Origin of the sequence: Maribacter algae (assembly GCF_047345745.1) — a bacterium.
Classification (GTDB): Bacteria; Bacteroidota; Bacteroidia; order Flavobacteriales; family Flavobacteriaceae; genus Maribacter.
The window spans coordinates 663,768-684,719 of the sequence record NZ_JBLFES010000001.1 but is presented as its reverse complement, the minus strand read 5'-3'; the positions used below and the strand labels follow the sequence as shown (position 1 = coordinate 684,719).

Genomic DNA, 20,952 nt, shown 5'->3' with positions numbered 1-20,952 from the left:
AAGCAGATAAAATGGATAAAAAAAAGCCGATAGAAATATCGGCTTTGACTAAACTAACTCAAATAATGAACGTATGCCCTGAAAAGAACAGTGCAAATGTAGATCAACTATTTACAGCTAATGTTAAGCCAATCTAAGGAGTAGGTTATCTTATTTAAAAGCTTGGTGCCCTGTAATGTCGGCACCGGTAATCAGAAGATGAATATCATGTGTGCCTTCGTATGTGATGACACTTTCCAAGTTCATCATATGTCTCATAATACTATATTCTCCGGTAATTCCCATGCCGCCCAGCACCTGTCTTGCTTCCCTGGCAATTTTTATCGCCATCTCCACATTGTTGCGTTTGGCCATGGAGATTTGTGCCGTAGTGGCCTTGCCTTCATTTTTTAATTGTCCCAAGCGGAAGGCCAACAACTGCGCCTTGGTGATTTCAGTAATCATCTCGGCCAGTTTTTTTTGTTGCAGTTGCGTGGCCGCGATAGGTTTTCCAAATTGTACCCGCTCCTTTGCATAACGCAGTGCCGTATCATAACAATCCATTGCGGCACCGATAGCCCCCCAAGCTATTCCGTAACGTGCGGAATCCAAACAACCCAAAGGTGCTCCCAAACCCGATTTATTGGGAAGCAAGTTTTCTTTGGGAACTTTCACATTATCAAATATCAACTCACCTGTGGCCGATGCCCTTAGGGACCACTTATTATGTGTTTCCGGGGTGGAAAAACCTTCCATGCCACGTTCTACGATAAGTCCATGAATGCGTCCTTCTTCATTTTTGGCCCACACCACGGCAATGTCCGCAAATGGAGAATTGGATATCCAAAGCTTAGCACCATTTAAGAGATAGTGGTCGCCCATATCCTTATATTTGGTTTCCATCCCTCCAGGGTTGGAACCATGATTCGGTTCGGTAAGACCAAAACAACCCATCCATTCCCCGGTAGCTAGTTTAGGCAGGTATTTTTTTCGTTGCTCCTCTGTTCCATAAGCGAAAATGGGATACATTACCAGCGAAGATTGGACCGAGGCCGTAGAACGCACTCCACTGTCACCTCTCTCTATTTCTTGCATGATCAAACCATAGCTGATCTGATCTAATCCCGCTCCGCCATATTCCTCTGGAATATATGGTCCAAAAGCACCTATTTCAGCTAATCCAGATAGGATTTGATTTGGAAATTCCGCTTTTTGCGCATATTCTTCTATAATAGGCGATACATCTCTTTTCACCCATTGCCGTGCGGCATCGCGCACTAGTTTATGTTCTTCAGAAAGTAAATCATCAAGAAGGTAGTAATCGGGAGCCTCGAATAGATCTGGTCGCATAGCACAAATTTTTGTCAAAGATAATTAAAGAAATATAACAATTAACTCTTCAAATGTTACATTTTTAAATAAAATGCTTTCGTTAAATCGATGTAATCCCGTGTGTATTGATGTCGTTCAACTTCAATAACCAATTCATCGATTTTAGTTGGTTTATCCTCAAAGCCAAACTCCATCAACACACGTTTCACTGGAGTTTTATTATTTCCTTTTACCCTAGTCATTCTTTTTGGGAAAAGATTAAAACTTTTTGCCAAATCAACGAACATGAATTCCTCTTTACTTGGAACAACTACGGAGAATATTCCATCATCGGAAAGTAATTTGGAAACGCTTTCCAACAATTCATCAAAGGGAAGTGAAATCGTTTGTCTGGCTTTATCCCTTGAAACGTTGCCGCTAGCTACTTCTTCTGTATAAAAAGGAGGATTGGAGATGATCAAATCATAGGTTTGGTCTACTTCGTCAAGAAACTCATCCAAACCTGCATGGTAGCAGAACAGCTTATCTGCCCAAACGGAAGTCTCAAAATTCTCCACGCACTGTTCATACGCACGCTCATCAATCTCTATTGCATCAATGATTTCTGCATTACTTCGTTGCGCAAGCATCAAACTAAGAAGTCCTGTACCCGTACCAATATCCAAAATGGTTTGTGGAAGATGCTCCAAGGTCGTCCATGCGCCCAGTAAGACTGCATCCGTTCCCACTTTCATAGCGCAACGGTCCTGATGGATTGTAAATTGTTTGAATTTGAAAGGTTTTGCCAATTGTAAAACTTTACTGTAGCTAATCTTCTTATATCATATTGCTACTATGGCAAACTTAAAGAAATTAAAAAATAGTTTTATGGCCTTAAAATTTCTGCGAAAGCAAGGATTTGTTTAATATTTTATTATCAAAAAACCCTTACTAACGCAAAAAATCACTAACTCAAAATAATTCTGACTTATTAGTTTTCTGTAGATCTTATGTAGCTGAAACCACCAGCGTTACCACCAGATGTCCATGATAGGAATTGAATATCTATATATATTTCTTCATCGACCAAGAAGAGTACAATAGGTGTATTGAGCGGAAGATTTCTACCCGGTTGACAAAAAGTACCCAAGAACGAATCAAAGGTCAATGAGGCGACATCATCAGTACTTCCTAAAGCCCATAGGGTACCAACGGGTTGACCTCCTCCAGGGTCGTTATTATCACATGGTGTAAAAGCAGAGATATCACCTTGGGCTATATTAAAAATACTCCATTGGTTCTGTCTCGTAATCCACACATTATCGGTAATACGATCTTGATTTTCGGGTAAGGTCCAATCTGCCATATCCGCTTTTGTGAATGTGATGTCCGGACCTGTCCAAATCGTTAAACATGACGGACAAATTGGCGTAATTAGGTGATTTATCGTATTTACGTTAGGTTGTACACCTACACTGGAATCTGAAATTCGAAATGTTATGTTTCTGGGCATATCTATTTCGTCCGGTATCTGTGTTGTCCCAAAACCATCTAAAATAATATCGAAATAGATGGAAGTAAAACTTTCCCCAGCTGGAACGGTTATTGGATTTTCCGTAACCAATTGGTAATGGACTCCTTCAACTGCGTTAGTGTTATCAATGTCTATATCCCAATTTATGGTTACTGGATCATTGCTAGGCCCAACCACCTGAATAAGTACGCTATCACGTATAGTTTGTCCTAAGTTAGGTACTGTAACATTTGTAGACGATCCGGTAAAGGACCTCGCAAATTCTACAAATTGAAAGTCCAATGTTCTATTGAATTCTTCCTCACACCCCATGCTCAGTACCACTGCGCATAACATGAATATGTATTTAATATTTTTAATGTTCTTCATCATTTTATAATTTTAGTTATAGCCAGGGTTTTGTATTAGACTAGGATTAATGACCAGTTCTCGATTAAGTATTGGAGCAACTATCCTAAAGTCATTGCTCTGCACGGTGCATTCCGCTTGGCAATCCACACCTTGAACGCCTTTGGGAATGTTAAGTCCACGTCTTTTTAAATCCCAAAAGCGGTGGCCCTCGAAAGCGAGTTCAACCCTACGCTCGTTTAAAATATCATTCATAGTTACCGATACTAGTTCTGAAAGTCCCGCTCTCGTTCTTATACTGTTAATGTCGTTCAAAGGAGAATTCCCTATGCTAGAAGCATTCTCTAAATTTGCTTCTGCCCTAATCAATATGAGTTCTGCCAATCTAATGATAGGAATATTCGTTATTCCCTGAGATGATACATAATTGTTATACTTTAAAGAAAAGGTGACATTTTCACCGGACTTATTGCCTTCCGTAGTCAATTGTGTTTTGCGCATATCGCCCACCTCATAAGCATTAATCATGTCTTGACGTAAAACAATTTCTACATTATCGCCTGTGGTAAAAGGGGCCAAGGAGAAAAACGCATTGGCCACGTCCGGTTGTAAAACGAATATCGATTCTGAATTGTCACGATAAATCCCTACTAAATCTGTACCGTCTTGTAATTCTAGACCAGAATCATTGATAGCCTCGTTTGCCATTTGGGCAGCCTGCTCCCATTTACCTTGATACAAAAATACTCTTGAAAGCAATGCCTTAGCAGCTACCGATGATGCTAAAAAGACATCATTGGAACCATTGGAAAGAACAGAAGTACTGTCATCCAAAAAATTTATGGCATCGTTAAGATCAGCCTCTATCTGAGCATATACCTGTTGTACCGAATTTCGGGGCAATTCTAAGGCCTGTTCCAAATCTGTAGGAGTCAACACTAAAGGGACTCCATTTTGGGCTGCGTCTATATTCGAATCCAGAAATCTTGGGTTTCTACCATAGGACTTCACGAGATCATGATAATATAGTGCCCTAAGAAATTTGGCCTCACCTTCAACTCTTGTGGCAAATTCCCTATTTTCCAAATTATCCACTCTTGAAAGGATTTGGTTAATGCTCAACATTCCGCGATAGATTTCACGCCAAATGTTTACATGGCCATTGTTGTTTGGAGGAGCGTTCAAAAATCCCCGATTGGCTACCGTCAACGTATAATTATCGGCCAAGAGTTCAGGTATAAGCACAAAGTCACGGGCATAGTAATCAAGCTGTTCCAGTTCTGTGTATGCAGCAGCCATAACGGAGGTAAACCCCTGTTCATTCTGGAATGCCTGATCTTCTGATAATTCTCCAATTCTAGAACTAGAAGTGTCTAATATATCCTCACATGAACCAATCATAAATATGGTCAATGTTACTATAAAAATCTTTATAAGTTTATATGTGTATTTCATGATACAATTTTTTAAAATTCTAGATTGACGCCGAAAATGATGCTTTTTGCCTGCGGATAATCTCCAAAATCAGATCCAGCGGATTCCGGATCAAAGCCACGATAATCTGTCCATGTCCAAAGATTATAGCCTTCTCCATACACTTTCGCATTGGATAGCCCTAATAATGAAGACCATTTATCGGGTAAATTATATGATAGTGATACCCGTTTTAAACGGATATAGTCTTGACGATCCAAAAACCAGGTCGATCGGTTTAAAATGCTGTTTCCACCATTAGGATAATTATTGTTGATTACCGCAATCGGCACATCGGTCAAGTCACCGGGCGACTGCCATCTATTTCGTGTAAAACCTAGGTGCTGTTGACCTACATTGCCCGTGTTTGCAGTAAACGCCAAAAAATCCAATTGCCTAAATCCTCCCGATTGGTATTGAAAGAAAAAATCGAGACTGAGTCCTTTATAACTGAACGAATTATTTAAGCCTCCATAAAAGTTGATGTTGGAGTTGCCAACATTTTCTTGAAAGTTGGAATTATAAGTTACATCACCATTTTCATCAAACCACAAAGGTCGCCCATCAGCCGTATTTACGCCTGCAAAACGAGGAAGGAAGTAACCGTTTGGTTCTTCTCCTACTATAAAAGTACCGTCTCTTCTATTTAAAAACAATGTATCCCTCTCTCCGGTTGAAAGCACCTCGCTATCTTGAAACGAAATATTGAAATCAGTACGCCATTTGAAATTTTTGGTGCTTACATTATTGGTAGTTACCTCTACGTCTACACCTCTGTTCTCTATTTCGCCCAAATTACTTGCAATAGATGCAAACCCGGTGGTATTGGGTAGAGAAGCATCTAGGAGACCGCTATCCGTAATTTTTCGATATACATCCACAGAACCGGATATTCTATTTTTAAACAATCCATAATCCAATCCAATATTCGTGGTCGTTGATTCCTCCCATGTTAGCGTAGGGTTCGCCAGGCGTTGCGCGGCAACCGCGGGTTGGTTGTTAAAACTACCAAAACTACCGAATGCAGCTTGAGCGGCAAAAGGCCCGATACCTTGTTGACTACCTGCCGAACCGCGACTAAAACGAAGTTTTAAATCATTTACAAAGCTTAGGTTGGACATGAAATCCTCTTGAGAGATTCGCCAAGCGATCGCCATGCTGGGAAAAAGACCATATTGTGTACTGCTTCCAAATCTAGAACTACCATCTCTTCTAAAAGCAAAATCCAAAATATATTTGTTATCATATTTATAGGTTCCATTAAAAAAGAGCCCAAAAAGTTTAACCTCATTACTATCACCATCAGGCAACCCGTTAAAGGCCGAACCGCTGCCAACATTGGTCACAAATTCATTTGGAAAACCTACTGCCTGTACATCAAAGAAATTGAAGTTCTCTTGTTTGTATTGCAAACCTAGCAAAGCATTAAAACTATGCTCTTTAAAGTCATACGAATAATTCAATAACTGTTCCAATTGATAAGAGTAGATCCTGGTATCCGATTCAAATCTACGCCCATCAAAATCTTCCCCATCTCCGTTTAAAGGGCTATCATAAGCAGATTCCCTGATGTCTTGAAGATCTCCGGCAAAACGCGTTGTGGAAACGAGGTTGGGCAATATATTATAGATAATATCTAGACTTGCTTGACCGGAAAATGTTTGCCCTGTATCAAAATCATTAGCAACAACCGATAATGCGTTATAAGGAGAGTTTGGAGCGAAAAAACCATCTTCCGCCAAACGGAATGTACCATCCGGATTAAAAGGGTTTTGTGTGGGCGGAACCACATAAGCCGAAAAAATAGGATTTGCAAAAGCCCCTCCTCCAGGTGGTACCTTTGATTCAATTAAAGCTAAATTGGTACGTAAATTAACAGAAAGCTTGTCATTTACTTTGTGATTAATATTTCCTTTGAGCGTATACCGTTTAAAATTGGTGCCTATGACATGACCTTCTGTATCACTATGCGCTACAGAGATATAATGAGACCCTTTTTCGCCTCCTCCTTGGACTGCTAGTTCATATGTTTTTATATTTCCTTTCTTAAATATGAAATCATTCCAAACGTAGTCAATCCCATCTTCATTGATTGTACTTACAAAACCATCAAATTGTGGGGAGCCCTCAGAAAAACCTGCATTGGCTAGAGCTTCAAAAGAAATATCAAGATATTCCTGTCTACTCAATACATCTAGTTTTCTAATGACCTCAGTAGTACCAAAACTGGTATTCAGTGTAATTTTTGATTTTCCCTTATTACCTGATTTAGTAGTAATTACGACAACGCCGTTACCACCTTGCGCACCATAGAGAGAAGTTGATACCGCATCTTTCAATATTGTTATTGTCTCAATATCATTTGGATTAACACCTCCCAATCCATTTGAAGTCTGTAATAGATTGCTATTATCACCAGCATTGATCTGCACACCATCCACAATATATAAAGGTTGTGAATTACCCGTAATTGTACCGGAACCGCGAACAGTTACAGAAATACTGGCACCGGGTATACCGGAGTTACCATTGATCAACACGCCTGAAGACCTACCTTGTAAGGCCCGGTCCAGTGTTTGAGCGGGAACATTCGCTACTTCTTCCGCACTAACGATCGAGGCGGAACCCGAATATGTAGATCTGTTCTCGGTTTTGAAGCCGGTCACGACTACCTCATCAAGTTGGGTTTGCTCGGGAACCATTGTTACATTTACCGTTGTTTCATCACCAACGGTTACTTCTTCTGTCCGAAAGCCGGTATAAGAAAAAACCAAAACGCTGTCCTCATCAGGTACCTCCAAAGAATAATTACCGTCAAAATCTGTGACAGTGCCTATTGTTGTACCCTTTAGAATGACTGTTGCCCCGGGTACCGGAACACCTACCTCATCAACGACTTGACCAGTAATTGTTTTAAATAAGATTTCGTTGTGGCAATCACTTCTTTCGAAATGTCCATAAGATGGTATGATGCAAATTATCGATAATGATATCAGCATCAAAATACGTACAAGTTTCATGACTTTGATTATTTAGTTAGTTAGATCAATGAATTTTTTATATGCTAACACTTTTATATAAAAGAAGCGTATAAAGTTATAAAATGAAAATCAATAACTATGTTAAAATGATAATTACTTACATATTGTAACTTAAACCCTTTTTTAAATGAACATATCATAATTTTCACGATTCAAAATGCGAATAGTTGAAATCTATTAGGAATTCATATTTTATTTTTAATCTATAGATTTTATAGGTAAATCATTTTAAGTAGCATGTTTTAGGTCGAAAATATTGCTCAAGAGACGATAATAGTCTCTATTAAAAAGGTCGATATTATCATTTGAATTCCAAAAAATGATTTCCTCTTTATTTATAGATTGTTCATTTCCTATCCCGGTTAAAAAAGTACTGGTTATTTTTGCGTAGATGCCAACTCCATCATTAAATGGATTTTTCTAATAATAAATCGGTTTTACGGAATATTAATTTGTTAGCACTATAACTATCAGTGTAAAATATCTTTGACCCATATGTTTTACAGGAGAATATTTCTTTTTTTTATAGCATGTAATATAAAAGCGATACTCGCAAATGCACAATCGATATCTGAAAGCTCTAAAAACGGCAAACAGTTATCTTCAATTTATTGCGCAATGTGCCACAAGTATACCGGGCCGGAATTACTGGATCAAGAAACATGGGAAAAATCGGTGCTCCCGAATATGGCTTTACGCTTGGGCCTGAAAATGGCGGGCAAAACCTTGCAAGCGGAAAACGATGAAGAAGAAAGGATTTTATTGGATAGTTTGAACGTTTATCCGGATATACCGCTTATTTCCAAAGAGGATTGGAACCTAATCGCAGCGTATTATTCATCAAACGCTCCTAAATCTATGCCAAAACCATTTTTTTCAAATGATAAAAAAGGCGTATTCCCATTTATTGAGCAAACGGTGACCATTGACAATTCTACCTTACCCCAGGTAACTCTGTTGGAATATGACACCTTGAACTCAGCACTTTATATTGGTGATTTCAAGAAACTATTTTCCTTGAATGCCTCAGGAGAAATTTTGAACGAATGGAATTTGGACGATTATGCGGTAGATTTGGAATTTTCATCAACATCGCCCCCTATTCTAATGGAAATTGGTAAAATTGCTCCTTCCAATAAGAAGTTGGGCAAACTGACTCATTTGGACAAGGCAAATAATGGCAGAAGTTTGGTAACTGGTTTTTCTGAATTACGGAGGCCGGTACAAATGACAAAGCATGATCTTAATCAAGACGGAAATCAAGATTTGATAGTTTGTAATTTTGGACATTCTATTGGGAAATTGGCCTGGTACGATGCAATGGATTTTTCAAAAGAGTACATTTTAAACCTTAACCCCGGCACCAGAAAAGTTGAGGTAAAGGACATGAACAACGATGGCAAACCGGATATTGTGGCCTTAATGGGGCAAGCCTACGAAGGAGTTGATATTTACTACAATAATGGAAACAACATTTTTGAAAAAAAGAGAGTTTTGGAGTTTTCGCCAGTCTATGGCCTTGGTTATTTTGAATTGGCAGATTTTAATGGTGACGGTTTACAAGATTTTTTGATAAGCAATGGCGATAATAGGGACTTTTCACCCATTGACAAGCCATATCATGGTGTGCGTGTCTATTTGAACAAGAAGGAAAATAGGTTTGAAGAAGTGTTTTTTTTCCCTATGTATGACTGCCATAAGGCAATGGCAAGTGATTTTGATAATGACGGAGACTTGGATATCATAGCGGCTTCGCTATATTCCGATTATACTGCTGAAAGGACCAAAGATAAAGCCGTTGTGTATTTAGAGAACAATGGCAATCTGGATTTTACTCCTTCTTACATGGCGAATCCCATACATGGCAATTGGCTATCCATGGAAATACTTGACTTTGATAAAGATGGTTTTGATGATGTAGTATTAGGTGCTTTTTTGTACGATCTGAACGAGCTGGTACGTGTAAGCAAAGTCACAGGGGTTACTTCTTTTTCACAGGTACTTTTGTTGACCAATAAGCATTAATGTCCTAATTAGAATACATTCTAGCCTGATTTTTAGGTTTCCAGCACCTAACAATAAGAGTAAAATCCGATATCGGATTTTCCCATGAAGGAAATATTAGTTCAATATGATTTCATCTATGAATATCCAACTATTTCCCCCAGGGTTTGTGTGCCATGAAGGATTTTTAAGCGGACTCTTAATTTCCACCTTTACGTACTTTGCTTTGGTAGGGGGAATTTCCATATCAAAAAAAGTAGTAGTAACATCATTACTAGGCTCTTCTTTTGGCAATTTTATACTCTTTATCCGTTTAAACCTTTTTCCATTTTCAGAGGTATAGACTGTTAATCCAACAGGGTAGAAAATCCAGCTAGCCGGTGCTGAAAGGGCTCCGACAGAGACCGATGAAATCTCCTTGTTCTCTTTAAGAGTCAAGGTAGTACTAAAATGACTCCCTTCATAACCGAGCCAAGCACCATCCACAAAATTAGTGGAACCCCGCTTTAAATCTATTAGGGTTTTACCTTCTTGAGCTTTATATTTTTCGTTAGGCAGTTTATTTAAAGCAACGTCAATATAATCCACTGAAGTAGTCTTAAATTTTTGAGTACTTATCTTACTTGGTTGCCAACCTTCCTTTAGCACTACGGCCTGAAGTAGTCTTGAGTCCGTAATCTGAAAAGGTGCTGTATATAGGGTTGATGTGCTATCCGGTAGAGTTCCGTCCAAGGTATAGTATATTTTGGAGTCCTCGAACGTATTTTCCAAAGCTATTTCTAGGGTATCCTTAAAAAATGCGGTTTCGGCAACTATAACAGGTGCGGACAATGAAGCAGCCTTAAACGCATCTTTTGGAATATGTTGGACGTTTATATTCGGAAATTTTTCTTGGAATTTTTCTTTTTCAACTTCCGTAACCTGTGTTTCAAAAAGATATAGTGCTTTTAGGCCAGGTATGTTTTGAGCCGTCTCAAAAATTAAGTTGCCAATGTTGGTTCCGTAAAGGTTTAGCGATTCCAAGAATTCAAAGTTTTCAAAGATAGGGATTGACCTGTCCGTAATACCGGTATTCTGCAATTGCAGTTTTGTCAAATGTTTGAACGGGGCGATCAAATCAGCAATGGTATCGTTGAATCGGGAATTGGCCAAGTTCAATTCTACTATGTTTTCTGCAAACTTATCCAAAGCAATAAGCTTTTGCTTTAATTGTTTTTGCGCCCCAAAAAGATTAGCTATTAGCAAGGGATTGTCTTCTGAAAGTGGGTAAACAGTAATACCCGAAGCATTCATTTCTTCAAGCCAATGGGTAGGCACCTGTTCAAGTTCTTTTGCAATAATCGCGTGCGGGGAATCGTCTTCCTCAAGACTCGCCAATACAATCTCCAGTCTTTCGGAGGTTTTTAGACTTTTTACCTTACAATCAAGACAATGGTCATTGTTCACCCACCATTCCATCAAGGCAATCTCGTCAGGAGTTAATTGTACCTTACCTTTTGGGGGCATATGCTCTTCATCTTCCATTGGCAAATGCATACGGTGAATCAGTAATGGTTTTCCGTCTATGGAATCAAAAACGCTACCGGAATCACCACCTTTTAATAAGTCAGCGGCAGTGGTCATCAGAAGTCCGCCCTTTACTTTTCCTTGATTATGGCAGCTCACACATTTGGAATTTAAAATGGGTTGGATGATATCCGTATGTGCATTTGCTTCTGCAATATCCGTAATGACAATATTATTGGAACTTGTGTCCCTAAACAAGTAATCTTCGCCATGGGTCATGTTTCCTCCATAATGTCCCGTAATGGAAACCAGTATCAAAACAACAACGAACACCGGTAGATACAGTTTGTTGACGCTTGCGGATTTTGAGCGTTTTAAGAAGAACAATAAAATAGTTGTCGCCGTAAAGGCTACCGCCATCCAACGGTGCAAAAAGAGTAGATCTTCATCAAAACCTCCTTCTTCCCCTAAAAGCCATCCCGTGCCCAAAGATATCAATGCCGTGACACCAGCAAAACCCAAAGAGAAAAGAATCATTTCATCTCCAGCGGTTTTTGGACGAAAACGATTGTACATTTCCAAAGCAAATGCCAGCAGGATAATACCAATGGGCAAGTGTACCAATAACGGATGAAAGTGACCAATTTGTATTGCTAGGGAAACTTCGCTCATTAAATCAAAATATCTTTAACAAGATGGCCCTCAACATCGGTCAATCGGAAACGTCTTCCTTGATATTTGTAGACAAGTTTTTCATGATCTATGCCCAATTGATGTAGCATAGTTGCTTGAAAATCATGGACGTGAACGGGGTTCTGGACAATATTATAACCAAATTCATCGGTTTCCCCATAGACTATTCCTGGTTTTATACCGCCGCCCGCCATGAACATACTAAAACATCTTGGGTGATGGTCCCTTCCGTAATTGGTATCGGTCAGTAGCCCTTGTGAATAGTTAGTTCTTCCAAATTCACCGCCCCAAACTACTAATGTATCCTCTAGCATACCACGTTGCTTAAGGTCTGCAATAAGTGCAGCGGATGCTTGATCAACATCTTTTGCCTGTTTCTCAATCGCATTGGGCAGGTTGTCATGTTGGTCCCAACCCATATGGTACAATTGGATAAAACGCACATCCTGTTCGGCCAATCTTCTGGCCAACAAGCAATTGGCCGCAAAAGTACCCGGTATTTTGGCATCCGCTCCGTACATTTTGTAAATGTAATCGGGTTCCTTATCGGTATTCATTACTTCGGGGACCGAAGTCTGCATACGGTAGGCCATTTCATATTGAGCTATTCTACTTTGTATTTCCGGGTCGCCAGATGTTTGGTAATGTTGGTCATTTAGCTCGGCCAATTGGTCAAGCATGGCCCGTTTCGTTTTTTTGGTGGTTCCTTCCGGATCGTTCAAATACAATACAGGGTCTTTCGCTGCGCGAAATTGCACTCCTTGATGAAGGGAGTGTAAGAAACCGTTTCCCCACAGACGCGTGTACAAAGGCTGACCATTAGGTCTTCCGGAACCTCTTGAGAGTAGTACGGTGAAAGCGGGCAGGTTCTCATTCTCGCTGCCGAGTCCATAACTTAACCATGAGCCAATACTGGGTCTGCCCGGTTGTTGTGATCCCGTTTGAAAAAAAGTAACCGCAGGATCGTGATTTATGGCTTCGGTATACATGGACTTTATAATACAGATATCATCGGCCATTTTACCTATATATGGTAGTAAATCGCTTATCCAAGTCCCGTTTTTCCCATACTGTTTAAAACCAAATTGGGAACCCACTAATGGAAAGCTATCTTGGCCAGAAGTCATACCGGTCAATCGCTGACCGTTACGAATGGATTCAGGTAAATCTTCTCCCCTTCTTTTGTTGAGTGTAGGTTTATAGTCAAAAAGCTCCAATTGTGAAGGCCCTCCGCTTTGAAAAAGATAGATGACTCTTTTGACTTTTGCAGGATGATGTAATGAATCCAGAACACCCTTAACACTGCCAGCACCTGAATCGGTGGTAAGCAGCCCGTTTTTATCTTTTCGAAAACAATTTACCCCAAGTAAAGATGATAATGCAACCCCGCCAATACCCAATGCGGATTTTCCCAAAAAGGTTCTCCGGTTTAAGATCAAGGACCGTTCATTAATAATTTTCTTTTCGCTCATTGCTTATCCTCTTGAGATGGTTTCATCCAAATTTAATATAGTATGTGAAGTAAGTGACAAAGCCGCCAGCTTCTCTTTATCTACAGTTGCCGGTATTTCATATGCCCCAATAGTCAGATACGTTTCGGTTTTTACCCCTTCTTCCTTTATCTGTTTGAGCATTTCTTTATAATAGCCGGTTAAACTAATAAGTTCCGATTCGTTAGGCAATCTGCTGGTAGCGCGCCGAAATATATATTTGATTTGATTTTCAACGGATTCTTTTTCCGCTGATAGCGCATGTAAGGCCAAAGCCCTAGAAGCCTCTATTACCTGAGGGTCATTTAAAAGCACCAATGCCTGTAATGGTGTATTGGTCTCTTGCCTTTTTACGGTACAGATATCCCGGGAAGAAGCATCAAAAGTCATCATGCTTGGTGGTGGTACGGTGCGCTTCCAGAAAGTGTACAGACTTTTACGATATAAATCTTTCCCTGTACTTGGTATATATGAGGCCGTACTTCCACCTCCACCGCCTGTAGTTTCTTCCCAGATGCCATCAGGTTGATATGGTTTCACACTTGGTCCGCCCACTTCTTTGTTCAAAAGTCCGCTTATGGCCAAAGCCTGATCGCGGATCATCTCGGCAGAAAGCCGTAATCGTGGTGCTCTGGCCAAAAGTAGATTTTCAGGATCTTTCTCCAATAATTCAGGGGTAACATCGGTACTTTGTTGATACGTTTCGGATAGCGCGATATACTTCAGCATTTTTCGAATGTTCCAACCCTCTTCCCTAAATTTTACGGCCAAAAAATCCAATAACTCCGGATGTGTTGGCAATGCGCCCTGATTTCCAAAATCATATGAAGTACTTACAATTCCGTTACCGAACATACGCTGCCATAATCGGTTTACCGCTACTCTAGCCGTTAATGGATTTTCGTCGTTGAACAACCATTTGGAAAGACCCAATCTATTTTTGGGATAATCTTCGGGATATGCTAGAATAGACATGGGGGTGTTCGGGAAAACTTCAGTCGTAGGTTGGTCATATACACCCCGGTTCAATATATATGATGGTCTTGGTTCGTTCATTTCTTTCATGACCATTACCGCAACTTCTTTTTTAGGACTTTTATCCATATTAATGAAGTCCAGAACACCTCTGACCTCTCTCTCCGAGATATTAATGTAGGGCTCGCCAAAATCGCTAGCTCCTGCAAGTAAGCCTTTTTCGGGAATCGAATTGAAAAAGCTAAACAATTGAAAATGCTCTTCCTGACTTATGGGGTCGTATTTATGGTCATGGCATCTGGCGCATTCCAGAGTAAGTCCTAAAAAAGCTATTCCCAATGTGGTGGTTCTATCCTCCACATATTCAATACGATATTCTTCAGGGATTGCACCTCCTTCGGCCGTTATCTTATGGTTTCTATTAAATCCCGTCGCAAGAATTTGTTCCAGATTTGGATTTGGTAATAAGTCTCCTGCCAGTTGATAGGTGACGAATTGGTCGTAGGGCATATTTTCCTTGAATGCATGAATTACCCAATCACGCCATGGCCACATGGTTCTTTCAAAATCATCTTGATAGCCATGTGTGTCGGCATAGCGGGAAATATCCATCCATTCAGCTGCCATATGCTCTGCATAATCGGTAGTGACGAGTAGAGAATCGATTAAATTTTCATAAGCTTTTTCGGAGGTATCCGTCAAAAAATCTTGAATTAGGTCAACAGAAGGCGGCAAACCCGTTAGATCAAAAGAAATACGCCTTATAATTTTTTCCCGAGATGCTTTTTTATTGGGAACCATTCCATTTTGGTCAAGTTTTGCGGCGATGAAAGCATCGATCTTATTAAAGCCCCACACTTTCTTAACCTGTGGTATTTCTGGTAAAACAGGTTTGTCAAATGACCAATGTGCCTTGTACTCCGCACCTTGCTCTATCCATTTTTTTAGTATTGCTTTTTCGTAATCCGTCAGCTCTAGATTAGATTCCTGTGGTGGCATTTTTAAGTTTGGGTCTTCAGAATAGATTCTTTCTACCAACGTACTCTTCTGGATATCATTAGGAACTATGGCAAAGTGATCTTGATTTTCGCCAAGCGCTTTGAATGCATTTTCAGGGGTACTTAATGAAAGCTCCCCTTCTATGGCGTTTTTGTCGGGTCCATGGCATTTAAAGCAACGATCGGACAATATTGGCTTTACATCAAAAGTAAAGTCCACTTTTTCAGGTATTCTTCTATCTCCCTCTACTGAGGCAATTTTTTTGGAATTGGATTCATTGGGGGAACAGTTTAAAAAAATTGACATTAGTGCCACCTCAAAAACAGTACAGAATAGGTTTCGATACGAAACAATAGGCATATTATTTTTAAATATGTTTGAACACCTATCCATAAGGAAATTAATTTTAGACCTTAAAATCTAGAAAAAAAAGTTTTAATCGGCATTAAATTCGACTAACAACTTCCCTATGTCGTTATATAAAGGAATTATTCGCTAAAATATTGTAATCAGCCTTGAAGAATGGCCTTTTTGACCTCTTCTATATAACTGCGGCCAATCGTATACCTAATACCCCCTATTTCCAAGCTATTGCCTTCTACAACATTTACTTTGTCTATCGCTATCGTATAAGAACGATGTATCCTTAAAAAACGATTGGAAGGAAGTTCATCCGTAAAGCTGCTCAATGTCTGATGGATGATGTATTTGTTCGTGAGCGTTAATATGCGTATGTAATCCTTTAAACTTTCCACGACCATAATATCATCAAGATAAACCTTTTGAAGCTTTTTCTTATCCACCTTCACAAAAATACTCTCCTTTTCATATTTGCTATTGTTGCCCGGTACAACAGCATTTTGTTTGAGAGCAATGACCCGCTGTACAGATTTTAGGAACCTGGGCAAGGGAATGGGTTTCACCAAGTAATCCAATGCCTGCAGTTCAAAACTTTTTAATGCATATTCCTCATGTGCGGTAGTGATGATAACAAATGGAGTTACTCTGAACGTTTGTAGAAAATCCAGTCCATCCAATATAGGCATATTGATATCCAAGAAGATAAGGTCTATTTCATTGTTCTGTAAATAAGAGGAAGCTTCCACCGCATTGGAGAAAGTAGCTTCCAAACATAATTCCTGTACCTGTGAAACATAGTTTTTTAGCACGTTGATGGCCAAAGGTTCGTCATCTACAATAATTACTTTAAGGCAAATCATACTTTAAGGTTTAAAATCACATTGAACATCTTTTCCTTTTCAAAGATGGTCAACTCATAATCATCTTTATCATAGCCCAACTCCAACCGTTTTTTGACATTGGAAAGTCCAATTCCTCCGGCCCTAGTGGGCACTTCACTTTTTTTATTTTCTTCCGGTATGGTGTTGGATACATTAAAATGCATAATACTATCTACTACTTCCAAATCTATATTGATCAACATTTCACCAATATTCTTACTGGCACCGTGTTTAAAACAATTTTCTATAATGGGAACCAATAGCATAGGCGCAATGGTATGGTTATCTAGGTTACCGGAAATATTCATATCTATTTTTAAAGTATTGTCAAAACGAATGCGTTCTAGATCAATATAGTTGCGTATACACTCAATTTCGTTCGTAAGGTCCTGCCTTCTTTTTTTAGTGGCATACAGCAGATATCGCATTAATTCCGATAATTTTAGAATGACCTCTGGAGCTTTCTCCGATTTTTCCAAGGTCAAGGAATAGATATTGTTCAGCGTATTAAAGAAAAAGTGTGGAGAGACCTGTGATCTTAGGAATTTTAATTCGGTCGTTAACTGTCTTTTTTCCAAATCGTGTAGCTTGCTGTTTTCCCGCAGCCAATCTACGGTTACTTTTATGGCCGTCACAAAAGAAACGACATAAAATTCCCCCAACATGGTCACAATGGCATAATTTAGGGTTATGCTATCAACAGTCTCGGCAGATTCTGGCATTACATTGGTGCTTACGAGATAATAGGTCAAGTTATATTTTACCAAAAGCATAACGAAAAGGCATAGCAATACCATTATGGCATAAGTAAAATATTTCCTTGCATAGACAAATTTGGGCATTAAATAATAGACATTGAAATATGCCAAAGTCATATGAATGGGAAAACCGATTAGATTGGTTTTCAAAGAGTAAATAAAATCGTTATGTAAACTGCCCCAACGCAATACGTTGAACATAAAATAAATGGTCCAAAAAATAATATGGTGCCTGTAGTCTACCTTATAATATTTTGAGGAGTTTTTTTTAAAAAAATCATCAAGTTGGTTCTTCTGTAGCATGGGTAATTCAACGATTTAGATTTCTTTTTTTGACGTTTAGCTCCACTGTAGAGTCGTTAGTCTAAATTATATTCTACCTCAGTTTAAAATTAACAACTTTTAACAAAGAAGACAGACGACCTTTTTCAATACCTATTACCATTACCAAAACCTAAAGTAAGTAAAAGTAATAGATAAGCACATAAAGAATGAATGTAATTGACGTAAGTATAATCGTACTCTATGTGCTACTCACCCTATTGGTTGGTATATGGGTTTCCAAAAAAGCTTCTAAAGGGTTAGCATCCTACTTTCTTGGGGGCAACAGCATTAAATGGTACTATCTAGGGCTCAGCAATAGTTCGGGCATGTTCGATGTTTCAGGAACGGCATGGATGGTTGGGCTCCTTTTTTTATATGGTGCCAAAAGTTTTATGTTTATGTGGCTTTGGCCAGTGTGGAACCAGATTTTCATAATGATGTTCCTTGCTGTATGGATCAGGCGCTCCAATATCATGACAGGCTCCGAATGGATTTTGACCCGCTTTGGGGATGGTAAGGCAGGCAGGGCATCCCATAGCATCGTTGCTATTTTTGCCGTAATAGCCGCGGTAGGATTCATTGCTTATTTTTTTGAAGGTGTTGGAAAGTTCATGGCCATTATTTTACCATGGCAGATTCCCTTGGAATTTGGAGACATACTTTTATTCACCTCGGAACAATCCTACGCGTTGATTATCATATTCCTTACCACATTATATACGATAAAAGGAGGTATGTACTCCGTGGTGGCTACAGAAGTATTACAATATGGCATTATGGTATTGGCTGGCTTACTTGTAGCGGGTTATGCCTTTTTTACCTACACGGATATTGAGATTAATGCTATCATATCCACAGAATGGAAGAACGTCTTCTTTAGTCCGCAATTGGATATGCATTGGAGCGAAAAGTTTCAAGTCTTTAACGACCTAATAGATTCCGAAGGATATAAAATGTTCGGTGCATTGATAGGGATGTCCCTATTCAAAGGCTTTTTTGCAAGTGTGGCGGGCCCCACGCCCAGCTACGATTTGCAAAGGATACTATCTACCAAATCCGTCAAGGAAGCGGCCTACATGAGCGGGTTCACCAATTTAGTGCTTTTTACGCCAAGGTATTTATTAATCTCCGGTATAGTGGTCATAGGTTTAGTGGTACTTGGTCCACAAATGGCGGCAGATCCGGCTTTGAACGGAGGGGACTTGGAAATTATTCTCCCCAAGGTAATCAATGAACATATTCCTATTGGTATAAAAGGATTATTATTGGCAGGGCTTCTTGCCGCCTTCATGTCCACATTTTCCGCGTTCGTTAATGCGGGACCTGCATATATCGTCAATGATATTTACAAAAAATATATAAAACCAACTGCAACCAATGCCCACTATATTAAGGTCAGCCACATTGCTTCCTTTTCTGTAGTAGTTCTCGGGGTATTTATGGGATTTTTCGCGGATTCCATAAATTCCTTGACCCTATGGATTACAAGTTCCCTTTACGGAGGTTATGTGGCTTCTAATTTCTTAAAATGGATTTGGTGGCGGTTTAATGGTTGGGGCTACTTTTGGGGTATGCTGGCAGGACTCATCATTGCTACTTTACAATTTTTATTAGATCAAAATAAGGAAAGCTTTGATATAGGTTCCTGGTTGTATGAACTATCCCATATACATGCCATTTATCTATTCCCTATCATATTTGGATTCTCGTTATTGGGTTCTTTTTTAGGAACTTACCTAACACAACCCACAGATCTAAAAGTATTAAAGTCTTTTTATGGAGAAGTTAAGCCTTGGGGGTTTTGGAGACCAATTTACAATCTCATAAAATCCGATGATGCCGCTTTTAAGAAAAACAATGATTTTTGGTTGGACATGATGAACTGTATCATTGGCATATTGTGGCAATCCAGCATGATTCTGTTGCCTATCTATTTTATGATTCGCGACTATCCCAAAGCCTTGATTACGTTGACGGTATTTGTAGCAACTTCCCTAATTTTAAAATATACGTGGTTGGACAGAATCAAAAAAATGTAAGACTTAATTTGAAATGATAATGAGTAAAATTCCTTGGCAAGAAAGACCTAAGGGTTGTACGGATGTTGTTTGGCGCTATACTAAAAATCCCATTATAAAGAGGGATGCCATCCCCACATCCAACAGTATATTCAATAGTGCCGTCACCCCTTTTAAAGATGGCTATGCGGGTGTTTTCCGTTGTGATAACAAAGCCGTGCAAATGAACATCTTTGCTGGCTTCAGCAAAGATGGTATTCATTGGGACATTGACCATGAGCCTATACATTTTAAGGAAGGAAACACAAAAATGATAAGCTCGGACTATAAATATGATCCTCGTGTTGTTTTTATAGAGGACCGGTACTGGATTACTTGGTGCAACGGCTACCATGGACCCACTATAGGAGTTGGTTATACGTATGATTTCTCCGAGTTTTTTCAATGTGAAAACGCTTTTTTACCCTTCAATAGGAATGGAGTATTATTTCCTCAAAAAATTGATGGCAAATATGCCATGCTAAGCAGGCCTAGTGATAATGGACATACCCCTTTTGGAGATATTTACATCAGCTATAGCCCGGATATGAAGTATTGGGGAGAGCATAGGTGTGTATTAAAAGTAACCCCGTTTATGGATAGTGCGTGGCAATGCACCAAAATTGGTGCAGGCCCTATTCCTATCCTAACAGATGAGGGTTGGCTTATGTTCTATCATGGTGTAATCAATACCTGCAACGGTTTTAGATACTCCATGGGTGCTGCCATTCTAGACCAGGACCATCCCGATCAGGTCAAATATAGAACCCGGCCCTATCTATTATCTCCGCAGACCCTCTATGAATGCGTAGGAGATGTACCCAATGTAGTTTTCCCCTGTGCTGCCCTACATTCCAAAAAGGAAGACAAAGTAGTAATTTACTACGGTGCTGCTGATACTGTAGTTGGTATGGCCTTTGGGCGACTTTCTGAAATTATTGCCTTCACCAAAGAAAATAGTATTTGAGAAAAAGGAGGAACTATCAAGATTTGATTTTTACTATTATCAAATATGTATGGAAAATCGGGGAAAACAAACTTGAAAAATCCATTAGGAATTGATCAAGAAATTACCATGTTTATAATAGACTATCCAATTTTATTACTATAAAATTATCGATTAGCAAACTACCAATACCTTTTTAAAAATTGCTCTTTAGCTTTTCAACTTTGTTATTAGTCGAAAAGGTTCTCATTATAAATCAATATTAACAATATT

General features: G+C 39.2%; 13 protein-coding genes. 3 read left to right on the top strand and 10 right to left on the bottom strand.

All coding sequences use genetic code 11. The features are described from left to right. Positions 1-150: 150 nt before the first annotated feature. The 5 genes from ACKWBX_RS02955 to ACKWBX_RS02935 all read right to left on the bottom strand — a co-directional run bounded on the left by ACKWBX_RS02955 (position 151) and on the right by ACKWBX_RS02935 (position 7,665). Positions 151-1,329 (bottom strand): acyl-CoA dehydrogenase family protein, encoded by a 1,179-nt coding sequence (locus ACKWBX_RS02955; RefSeq protein WP_413967150.1) that lies wholly within the window; start codon positions 1,327-1,329, stop codon positions 151-153. A 56-nt stretch (positions 1,330-1,385) separates the two neighbouring features. Beyond that, entirely contained in the window at positions 1,386-2,045 is a 660-nt protein-coding gene (locus ACKWBX_RS02950; protein WP_413967149.1) for a tRNA1(Val) (adenine(37)-N6)-methyltransferase, read from the bottom strand. A gap of 236 nt (positions 2,046-2,281) precedes the next feature. Continuing rightward, the gene (locus ACKWBX_RS02945; RefSeq protein WP_413967148.1) at positions 2,282-3,193 is read right to left on the bottom strand and encodes a hypothetical protein; all 912 of its coding nucleotides are present in this window, start codon (positions 3,191-3,193) and stop codon (positions 2,282-2,284) included. A gap of 12 nt (positions 3,194-3,205) precedes the next feature. Further along, a complete protein-coding gene (locus ACKWBX_RS02940) occupies positions 3,206-4,627 on the bottom strand; it encodes a RagB/SusD family nutrient uptake outer membrane protein (RefSeq protein WP_413967147.1) in 1,422 nt (473 codons plus the stop codon). Between the two features lie 11 nt (positions 4,628-4,638). Beyond that, the gene (locus tag ACKWBX_RS02935) at positions 4,639-7,665 is read right to left on the bottom strand and encodes a SusC/RagA family TonB-linked outer membrane protein (protein ID WP_413967146.1); all 3,027 of its coding nucleotides are present in this window, start codon (positions 7,663-7,665) and stop codon (positions 4,639-4,641) included. A 639-nt stretch (positions 7,666-8,304) separates the two neighbouring features. On the opposite strand from ACKWBX_RS02935, the gene ACKWBX_RS02930 reads away from it, so the two are divergent. Further along, positions 8,305-9,711: an FG-GAP repeat domain-containing protein gene (locus ACKWBX_RS02930; RefSeq protein ID WP_413967145.1), complete on the top strand. Its 1,407-nt coding sequence runs from the start codon at positions 8,305-8,307 to the stop codon at positions 9,709-9,711. A 96-nt stretch (positions 9,712-9,807) separates the two neighbouring features. Here ACKWBX_RS02930 and ACKWBX_RS02925 read toward each other — a convergent pair whose 3' ends face one another. The 5 genes from ACKWBX_RS02925 to ACKWBX_RS02905 all read right to left on the bottom strand — a co-directional run bounded on the left by ACKWBX_RS02925 (position 9,808) and on the right by ACKWBX_RS02905 (position 17,655). Beyond that, positions 9,808-11,868 carry an FN3 associated domain-containing protein gene (locus tag ACKWBX_RS02925; protein ID WP_413967144.1) on the bottom strand — a complete coding sequence of 687 codons (2,061 nt, stop codon included), beginning with the start codon at positions 11,866-11,868 and terminating at the stop codon, positions 9,808-9,810. Further along, positions 11,868-13,361, bottom strand: a complete 1,494-nt coding sequence (locus tag ACKWBX_RS02920; protein ID WP_413967143.1) for a DUF1501 domain-containing protein — start codon at positions 13,359-13,361, stop codon at positions 11,868-11,870. The genes ACKWBX_RS02925 and ACKWBX_RS02920 overlap by 1 nt, the downstream gene beginning before the upstream one ends. Before the next feature lie 3 nt (positions 13,362-13,364). Then, complete coding sequence (locus ACKWBX_RS02915; protein ID WP_413967142.1) at positions 13,365-15,659, bottom strand: PSD1 and planctomycete cytochrome C domain-containing protein; 2,295 nt, start codon at positions 15,657-15,659, stop codon at positions 13,365-13,367. 203 nt (positions 15,660-15,862) lie between these two features. Beyond that, entirely contained in the window at positions 15,863-16,570 is a 708-nt protein-coding gene (locus tag ACKWBX_RS02910) for a LytR/AlgR family response regulator transcription factor (RefSeq protein ID WP_413967980.1), read from the bottom strand. After that, entirely contained in the window at positions 16,570-17,655 is a 1,086-nt protein-coding gene (locus ACKWBX_RS02905; protein ID WP_413967141.1) for a sensor histidine kinase, read from the bottom strand. Before ACKWBX_RS02905 ends, ACKWBX_RS02910 begins: the two co-directional genes overlap by 1 nt. A 188-nt stretch (positions 17,656-17,843) precedes the next feature. Between ACKWBX_RS02905 and ACKWBX_RS02900 the strand changes: the two genes are divergently transcribed. Then, on the top strand, positions 17,844-19,715 hold the full coding sequence (locus ACKWBX_RS02900; RefSeq protein WP_413967140.1) for a sodium:solute symporter family protein: 1,872 nt from the start codon (positions 17,844-17,846) through the stop codon (positions 19,713-19,715). Between the two features lie 16 nt (positions 19,716-19,731). Next, entirely contained in the window at positions 19,732-20,700 is a 969-nt protein-coding gene (locus ACKWBX_RS02895; protein ID WP_413967979.1) for a glycoside hydrolase family 130 protein, read from the top strand. The last annotated feature ends 252 nt before the right edge of the window (positions 20,701-20,952 follow it).